The organism is Mycobacterium sp. WUMAC-067, assembly GCF_020217485.1.
Taxonomy (GTDB): domain Bacteria; phylum Actinomycetota; class Actinomycetes; order Mycobacteriales; family Mycobacteriaceae; genus Mycobacterium.
Genome location: NZ_JAEKMI010000090.1, coordinates 1 through 8,528, shown reverse-complemented (window position 1 = coordinate 8,528; position 8,528 = coordinate 1). Strand labels below are relative to the sequence as shown.

The 8,528-nt window shown below is 67.9% G+C and carries 6 protein-coding genes and 2 pseudogenes; 3 read left to right on the top strand and 5 right to left on the bottom strand.

Features of this window, described 5'->3' with window-relative positions:
• The 4 genes and pseudogenes from xerC to JF781_RS26840 form a co-directional block, all read right to left on the bottom strand.
• The coding region (gene xerC, locus JF781_RS26855) for a tyrosine recombinase XerC (protein WP_033721550.1) at window positions 1–833 on the bottom strand (833 nt) is incomplete at its 3' end.
• A 26-nt stretch (window positions 834–859) separates the two neighbouring features.
• Window positions 860–2,305, bottom strand: a complete 1,446-nt coding sequence (locus tag JF781_RS26850) for a tyrosine-type recombinase/integrase (protein ID WP_224189100.1) — start codon at window positions 2,303–2,305, stop codon at window positions 860–862.
• Window positions 2,306–2,402: 97 nt separating this feature from the next.
• Entirely contained in the window at window positions 2,403–2,930 is a 528-nt protein-coding gene (locus JF781_RS26845) for a hypothetical protein (RefSeq protein ID WP_224112849.1), read from the bottom strand.
• Window positions 2,927–3,427: pseudogene (locus JF781_RS26840) on the bottom strand (tyrosine-type recombinase/integrase); the annotation flags it as partial. The gene JF781_RS26845 and the pseudogene JF781_RS26840, both read right to left, overlap by 4 nt.
• A gap of 135 nt (window positions 3,428–3,562) precedes the next feature.
• On the opposite strand from JF781_RS26840, the gene JF781_RS26835 reads away from it, so the two are divergent.
• Genes JF781_RS26835 through JF781_RS26820 form a run of 3 tightly spaced genes read left to right on the top strand, consistent with a single transcriptional unit; the run spans window position 3,563 to window position 7,802 of the window.
• Window positions 3,563–4,729 carry a tyrosine-type recombinase/integrase gene (locus tag JF781_RS26835; protein WP_007168437.1) on the top strand — a complete coding sequence of 389 codons (1,167 nt, stop codon included), beginning with the start codon at window positions 3,563–3,565 and terminating at the stop codon, window positions 4,727–4,729.
• Window positions 4,726–7,215, top strand: a complete 2,490-nt coding sequence (locus JF781_RS28555) for a tyrosine-type recombinase/integrase (protein ID WP_007168436.1) — start codon at window positions 4,726–4,728, stop codon at window positions 7,213–7,215. Before JF781_RS26835 ends, JF781_RS28555 begins: the two co-directional genes overlap by 4 nt.
• A complete protein-coding gene (locus JF781_RS26820; protein WP_101930903.1) occupies window positions 7,212–7,802 on the top strand; it encodes a hypothetical protein in 591 nt (196 codons plus the stop codon). The genes JF781_RS28555 and JF781_RS26820 overlap by 4 nt, the downstream gene beginning before the upstream one ends.
• 117 nt (window positions 7,803–7,919) lie before the next feature.
• Here JF781_RS26820 and JF781_RS26815 read toward each other — a convergent pair.
• Window positions 7,920–8,513: pseudogene (locus tag JF781_RS26815) on the bottom strand (tyrosine-type recombinase/integrase); the annotation flags it as partial.
• Window positions 8,514–8,528 lie beyond the last annotated feature (15 nt).

Sequence of the window (8,528 nt, the reverse complement as noted above, 5' to 3'; positions counted from 1 at the left end):
ACAAATGCGTCCGCCGCCGCGGGCAGTTGCTGTATGGCGCGGGAACCCTTGCGCACCACGGTGATCAGTTGTTGGCCTGGGTCGACATCGCACTGGCGAACCCCCAGCAGCTCGGACGCGCGGGCTCCCGTTGAGATCCAGAATGCAACCATTGCTCGGTCCCGATTCGACGGCAGCGCGGTGAACAGCGTGTTGAACCGATCGTCGGGTATCGCCCGCGGAATCCGCTGCGGCATTTTGGGGCGATAGCGCCCTACACGGTCGTGCTTCCAGGCCTCCATCGGGTTGTGGTGGGCATTCGCCCGCTCCGACCGACGTGCGATATCGAGGGGAAACGGATTCAAGATCGGTCCGGCACCGAGGTCACGCTGGAAGTCGTAGAAGCCGCGTAGCACCGTCTCGCTGTGAGCGATCGTCGCCGGGGCATACCCGGGGCCGAGGGCGGCCTTGCCCGTTACGGGGTTCGGCGGCCCAACCGACTCCACGGTTGCAACCACTTGGTCCGACGATGGCCTTCTCCGGTGTTTGACCGTCAGCTGAATCCAACAGCTGAAATCGCGCGCTTCGATCCGCGTCGCGCGGCGCCAATCGACATCGACCGCGCCGAGGAATCTCCACCACCGCAGCAAGTCCATGCCGTAGGAACGCAGCGTCGCTGGAGAACGCCCAGCCGCGAGCAGCTCCCGTAGAAACGCGGCCACTGATTCCACGACGGCGCCCTCGGCGTCGATCAACCGGTAAGGCTCACCCAGATCGCCGGTTGAGGCGAGCTCCCCACAGCGAGAAACAACAAGACGGGCTACATCCCTGGTTTGTACTGGCTCTTGGTTCATGGCCGAAAGCTATCGGGGCCGGCGCATTACGCCGCGCCACGCCACGCGGCTGGGCCAGTTAGTTCAGTCAACGGTGCGTTGGCGTGCGGGCAGCTCTGCTGCACCGGCAGTCCGCAGTAGCCGTTGGGTAGGGCCTGGGTGGCTCGGCCGAGGCGCTGTTTGGCCCAGGCGGCCGCGGCGATCGGACCGGACGGGTCGAAAATGATTGTGGTGCGGTGGATGTCGACCTTGCGGGCCGCCTCCCACTGGCGGCGCACGGTGGTGTCGTGCAGGCGGGCGTAATGCCCGGTCATCTGCGCGGAGTCGTGGTCCAGGATGCGTCGCACGACCTCTTGTGGGACGTCGCGGTTGATCAGCCGGGTGCCCAGGGTGTGGCGCCACTGGTGCGGGGTTAGGTGCACCGGCTGGCCGTGCTCGTCACGGATGTCGCAGACGGACAGCCAGCGCAACAGCGCCATCCGGTAGGTGGGGCTGGCGATCGGGTGGGTGCCGTCAATGTTCTTCGTCGGCCGTGGGAACAACACCGGCGTGCCTGCCGGCCAACGCTGGGCGGTGCGGTTGCGATGTTCGGCGGTGAGCTCGCGCAACTGCACGTCGATGGGCACCAACGCGTCGCGTTTCATCTTGTGGTTGAGGTAGCGCAGATACGGAGCACCTTCGGCGTCGGCGACCACACAATCGCGGCGCAGCCGTAGCGCATCGGTGATCCGTAGCCCGCAACGCATCAAGATGATCGTGATCAACCGGTGGGCAGGATCGGTGAATCGGGCGAGGTTGTCGGGATCCTCGAGCTGAGCCATGACCTGTTCGGCCAGTGCCCGAGGCAACCGTTCGTCGCGTTTCGGGTAGTCCTCGGCGAAGAACATCGCGTCTGCGGGAAGGTCTGTGTCCCAACGGTGTTGGCGAACGGCGGCGAAGAACCGGTTGAGCAGCCCGATATGGGTCCCGCGACGTTGGGCACCGATGGAGTCGCCGCGCAGGTTGGCCAGATAGCGCTCCAGCACCGGCCGGTCGATCCGGTCGATGCTCTCGACGCCGATGTCGGCGAGGAACCCGGCGAAGCGGGTGAGCACAACGACCGGCCTGCCGCCGCCGGCTTCCAGGCCCAATCCGGTCGACAGCCGCCACCGGGCCCACCGCTTGGCCAGATCCCGCAGCCACGGCTGCGGAATACCGCCGAACCGCAGCGTGCGGTCTCCGTCGTAGCCGAGCCGGCGCATGCGCCAGACATCGCGCGGGTATTCGGCGTCCCAGCCGCCGGCTTCGGCCAGGTCGGCGATCACCCGGGATGCGTAGCTGAGGAACCCACGGGAGCGAGTGTCATTGATCGTCGACCGAGCCCAGTCGTGCCAGATGTCCTCGTCGTGGTTGAGCAGGGAGCCCACGCCTATTGCGGCCAGTGCCTTCACGACGCGCATGACCACGTCCGGGGTCAGCTTGCCCTGCCGATCGTCGTGACGGCGTTGCAGCACGTACTGCAGTTCCAGCTTCAGCTGACCGGTCAGCCGGTCGAGCCGGATCTGCTCGCTGGCCAGCGGGGTTTCGGCGGCGAAGCGGTCGGCGAACTCGTCAATGTCGGGTCTGCCGTTGACCCTTCCAGGTATTGGTGTGGGTTTGGCAGAACGCAGACGTGCCCTGCGGCCAGAGCTCGCAATGCGGGATGCGGCAGGTCGCGCCCGGCGCTGGCTGCTTGAACGGCTGTGGTTCGGCCAGCCATCCCGCCAGGCTGGGGCGCCCGGCTCGTTCCCATCGTTGCGCGTGCAGCCCGCACATGCCGCCACGGGCAGAGCCGTAACCGCAACCGGGCACCCGGCAGCGCTGGTTGGGTTGTCGCCGCCGCCACCGCGGATCGGTCGACACGGCGAACCGCTCCAGCGACGGACGCCCCTCTTCATGCCACCGTTGCCGATGTCCTTCACACAGGCCGCGTCCACGGGCGGTTCGCTCGCACCCCTCAACCCGGCACTCGGCTCCACCAAACACCGGATCCTCGGGCCCGAATTCCAGTACATTGCTGCGGAATTCGTTGCGGACCTCGGCCATCAGCTTGCCCAGCAGCCCCGACGGGCCGGCAGGCTTGAGCGACGGCGCCCTCACAGCCGCACCTGCCCATCGGTGAACCAACCGGCCTGTTCCATGACCCGCCGAGCGTCCTCCACGGTGAGGTGCCCATACGTCGTGGTCGTCGTCGCCACGTGCGCATGTCCGAGCAGATGCGCGACCACCTCGATGCTGACTCCGTCGCGCAGCAGCCGGGTTGCGGCCGTGTGTCGCAGCCAGTGCGGGTCGAAGTCGATCCCGGTCCGCCGGCGCAGCCGCCGCACCAGGTCATAGACCGCGGCGTAGGTCAGCGGATGCCCCTGCGGACGGCCCCACAGGTTGACGAACACATAGTCGCTGTCCAGATCGCCGTACTCAGTGTGAAGGTAGTCGGCGAACAATCGGATCAACGCGCTGCTGACCGGGATCGTGCGGACGGTCTGTGACTTGGCGCGCGCGCCATTGGCGTTGTCGCGTCGCCGCACCGTTACTTCATGCTCAGCGGAGGCGATGTCGTTGTGCCGCAAACCAAGTACCTCGCCGATCCGCATCCCTTCTCCGGGGTTTCCTGACCTGTTGCGGGACGTTGCTCGATCTACATGATCGGGCGGGTTGCTCGGCGTTTCTCCGGGGGTGTGGTGCTCGTGGCTGGTAGTTGTTTGTGACTGTCGGCCCGAAAGTGAGAGCCCATGCGAGTATTCCCGGTGAGTTTGCCGTCCGGGCAACGGTATTGGACGGTGCTGGATGAGGACCTGCAGGTGGTTGATGTCGCCGATGCGTATCTGCGGCATCTGCGGTTCGGCCACGACGCGGCCGAGTCCACGACGAAGGCGTATGCGCATTCGATCGCGTTGTTCCTGCGCTGGTGTGCCCGGTCGGGCCGGTCCTGGCAGGCCGGTGTGGAGGGTTTCGCGTTGTTCATGACGTGGCTGGCTCACGCCCGGTCATCGGTCGATGACGCCGCGAGCGTGGTGGTGGCCGGACCTGGCGCTGCTGCGGTGCGGGGCCCGTCGCGGATCAACGGGGTGCTGACCGCGGTGCGGGGCATGGTGGTGCACGCGGTGGCGACCGGCCACGGCGCGGCGGGGCTGGTGTCGATGCTGTATGAGGTCGCCGATGACCGGGACCTGCCGGCGGAGGCCCGCGGCGAGGACGGGCGGATGGCGTGGCGGATGCGGGCCCGGCATCGGCTGCGGGAACCGGAGACGACGATCGATCGGGCCAGCGACGAGCAGATCGTCGCGCTGCTGCGGGCGTGCCGGTCGGCGCGGGACCGATTGATCGTGTTGTTGATGGCGCGGGGCGGGTTGCGCCGCGGGGAGGTGTGCGGGCTGCGGCGCAGCGATGTGCACCTGCTGGTGGACTCGCGGCGGCTGGGCTGCGATGTCGAGCGCGCGCATCTGCATGTGGTGCGCCGAGACGACAACCCGAACCAGGCCTGGGCCAAGTCGCGGCGGGAGCGGGTGGTGCCGCTGGATTTCCTTGTGGTGCAACTGTTCGACGTCTACGAGTTCGAACGCATGCGTGTCACCGGCGCCGCCGACAGTGACTTCGTGTTCGTTAACCTGTTCCGCGGCAGGATCGGTGCGCCGATGCGGCCGGATGCGATCGGCGAGTTGATGGCCGCGGCGTCCCGGCGGGCCGGACTCGACGTCGCGGTGCGGCCCCACCAGTTGCGACATGCCTTCGGCAGCAACGTTGTTGATGCCGGGGCCGGGATCGATGTGGTCGCCGACCTGATGGGCCACGCCGCGGTGTCCTCGTCGCAGGTTTACCTGCATCCGGACTCCTCCCGGCTGCGGGCCGCCGTGGATGCGGTGCCCAGTCCCCGCGAGCAGGCCCAGGTGACCCGGTGACCGCCGTGGGGCTGGCTGAAAGAATCGCGGTCGAGCAGGACTGCGGCGAGTCCCCGCACGTGTTGGACGGGGTCGTGGTGATCGGCACGGCCGCGCGGCTGGCGAGGATGCTCGACCGCAGGTTCTTGGACGAGGCGGGGTGGGATCCGCGGACCAGGGTGTTGTCGTTGCTCGCGGAGCATCGATTGTTGGGCCGGACGGTGTGCCGGGCCGAGGGATGCCAGAACACCGTGCAATCCGGTCTCACGGTGTGTCATCGGTGCTGCACGCGCCTGACTCGGCGGGGAATGAACACGGCCGAGATCGCCGCTGCCGCATGCCTGCCCGCCGAACCCGCGTCCGCGACGCGGTGCGCGGTGCCGGGATGCCGGTGTGTGCCGACGGTGCGGCACGCGGTGTTGTGCGAGCCGCACGCCAAGAAGTTCCGCCTGCGGCGACCGCCGGTGTCGATGCAGCAGTTCCTGGCCGACCCGCGAGTGCGGCCGTTGCCGCCGATGCCCGCGTGCGCGGTGGCCGCGTGCACCCGGCCCGCCGACAGCGCGCGCGGCTACTGCAACACCCACTACCAGCGCTGGCGTAGCGCGCTCGGTACCAACCCTGAGTTCGATTCGCATCGGTGGCAAGCCCAGGAATCGGGTGTGGCCGAGTGCGGGCGGGTGAACCTGCGCGCGCTGCCGGTGCTGGTGGTGGTCGAGGTGCTGTTCGGCGTTCAGCAGCGCGTCCGGGGCGGGGCGAAGATCACCGAGGTAGAGCTGCGGGTGCTCTGCGACGGGCTGCGCCGGCGACAGGCCGCCTCGATCACCACCGACCGGGCCGAGATCACCCGCAACAAGTCCGTGCGGTCGCTGCGGAGCGCCCTGACCCAGCACGTCCGGCGGGCTCTGGCCGATCCCGGCAGCGAACAGGCAAAGGACACATGGGATCTCGCGGTCTTCGGCCATCGCGGGTCTTTGTCGTTCACCGGGATCGGCCAGGCCTGGCTGGCCCAGTCCGTCAAGCGGTGGGCAGCAGAACAACTCCCGCGCCACCGAGGTCGCGGCGCCGCGAGAGTGCGCGGCAAGATCAACGCGCTGCGGCTGCTGTCGGAGTTCCTCGGCCGCAGACCCGATGGTGGACTCGTCGCTTCGGCGTTGGGCCGCAGCGACATCGAGGATTTCCTCAACCGACTCGCTTATCTGGAGTCCGTCGGCGAGATCAGCCGATACCGGCGCAACGGCATCTGCCGTGACATGCGCGAGGTGCTGGCCGGGATCCGCGCCCTCGGCCTGACCCGGCCGGGGCAGACAGCCGCCGGACTGGCCGGCGATTTCGCCATCGAGCGCGGCGATATCCCCGCCGAACCCGAACGCGGCGAACCCGGCCGCGACCTGCCACCGGAGGTCCTGGCCATCCTGTGCGCCCACCTCGATGCCCTCGAACCCGTCGAGGTGCGGGTCGCCACCCAGATCGGCATCGACACCGGGCGCCGGCCCGAGGACATTCTCGCCTTGCCGTTGAACTGCCTGCACCGCGACAAGGACGGATCGGCGGTGCTGGTTTACGACAACGCCAAGGCCAACCGTCTCGGACGGCGTGTGCCGATCGGCGAAGCTACCGCGAAAGTCATTGCCGCTCAGCAGGACCGGGTGCGGGCGATGTTTCCTCACACCCCGCCCGCAGAACTGACACTGCTGCCCACACCACGCCGCAACCCCGAGGGGCGAAAGCCGATCAGCATCGATACGCTCGACAACCGGCACCGCGAGTGGATCTCGACCCTGCCCGTGTTGCGCACCCGCGACGGGGTCGAGGTCGACAAGACCAAGGTCACGCCCTATGCCTATCGGCATTGTTATGCCCAACGTCACGCGGATGCCGGGGTGCCGATCGACGTTCTGGCCGAATTGCTCGATCACCGTAGCTATTCCATGACCCGGCGCTACTACCGCATCGGCGAGGACCGTCGCCGCGACGCCGTCGACACCGTCACCGCGCTCAGTTTCGACCGGCACGGCAACCGGATCTGGCGTGACGCGCGCATGCTGCTGGAATCCGAACGCGCCCGCCACGCCGTCGGCGAGGTCGCCGTCCCCTACGGCACCTGCACCGAACCCACCAACGTCAAGGCCGGCGGCGGGGCCTGCCCGGTCCGGTTCCGCTGCGTGGGCTGCGATCACTTCCGCACCAACATCGCGTTCCTGCCCGACCTGCAGGCCTACCTCGATGATCTGCTACGCACCCGGGAACGGCTGGCCGCCACCATCGACGGGGTCGATGACTGGGCCCGCGCCGATGCCACCCCCACCGACGAGGAGATCACCCGCATCCGGCGGCTGATCAACCGCATCAAAGCAGACGTCGCCGACCTCAACGAGACCGAGCAAGCCCGCATCGACGACGCGATCGCTATCGTGCGCCGTCACCGCGCGGCCCACACCGTCCCGCTGGGCATGCCCAGCCTCACCCCACCCGCACCGACAACCATCGCCTCGGAGGCCACCGCATGACCACCACCGCTACCACGTCGAATCACACACCCGCACAATCCGTCTCGTCGACAACACGCACCCGATCGATGCTTGACGGCCGGCGCGACGACTCGATGCGCCGACGCCGGCGCGTGCTGGCCGCGATCGACCAAGCCGCCGCCGCCGGCGACCGGCTCAGCGCCACCGCGATCGCCCGCGCCGCCGCCGTTGACCGCACATTCCTCTACCGACACCCCGACCTGCTCGAGAAAATCCATGCGCTGCAAGCAGATCCAGTCCCGAGTGAGCACACCGGCCCTGGGGTCACCCGAGCCTCACTGCAGGCCGATCTGCTCGCTGCCCACGAACGCGCCGCCCGGCTCGGCGCGCGCATCCAGCAGCTGGAGAAGCGGCTGTCCGAAGCGCTCGGTGAACAGACGTGGCGCGAGTCCGGGCTCGGCGCCCGCACCGATATCGACGCCCTCCACCAGCGCATCAGCCAGCTCGAGCAGCACAACCTCGACCTTAAGCAACAACTCGACGAACGCGAGGAAGACCTCGCCGCAGCCCGGGCGGCCAACCGCGAACTCATGGCCCGACTCAACACACCAACCCGGCTGCGATGACACGCGCGAGTCTGCTTGCACCACACCTGTTGCGGTGGATAGCATCTCCGACATCAGCTTCTGAGCTGCACAAACTCAGAGAATCACGCTGGCGCACGGGGGCCGAGCCCTGGAGAACATCCCGGTGTCGTAGAGCACGGCGAAGAGCAATCGGTCCCGCAACCGGCCGCAGCCGTCCAGGATCGCCTGCACCTCGTCCGGCGACAGCACCCGCGGCAGCTTCTTCGGCGTCTTCAACGCGATCACCCGCCTCGACCTCGGCGTGCCCTTGCTGATGTGGTGCAGGAACGGCTTCCAACCGCCGCGCGCGCCGCCGACCTGCCACGAGGTCAGCAGCTCACCGACATCCACCCCATCTCGTGCAGCGTGGGTGTAAAACGCCCCGACGGCCGAAAGTTTGCGGTTTACAGTCGATTCCGTGCAATGATGCGGCACCGACGGCAACACCGCGACCTGCCCATGCCGGGCCTGCAGCGGAAGCCGCAGCCAGGCCACGAACTCACCGAGATCGTCGAGCCGAACGCCCCGCCAGTCCAGACCACGCTCGGCGAGAAAACCGAACCAGTCCTTGAGATCGTGCGCGTATGCCTTGACCGTGTTCGGTGATCGCTCGATGTCGGTCAGATACGCCAGATACCGGTCGACCGGCGCTACCGGAGCATCGTCGTCGCCGAGAACGGTCCACGACTCACGCAACGAGACCGGCGAGATAACTCGTGCAATCTG

What these genes read in the sequence shown, in the direction of transcription:
- JF781_RS26820 (WP_101930903.1), top strand. Translation starts at nt 7,212, where the DNA reads ATGACCACCACCGCTACCACGTCGAATCACACACCCGCACAATCCGTC.
- JF781_RS26835 (WP_007168437.1), top strand. Translation starts at nt 3,563, where the DNA reads ATGCGAGTATTCCCGGTGAGTTTGCCGTCCGGGCAACGGTATTGGACG.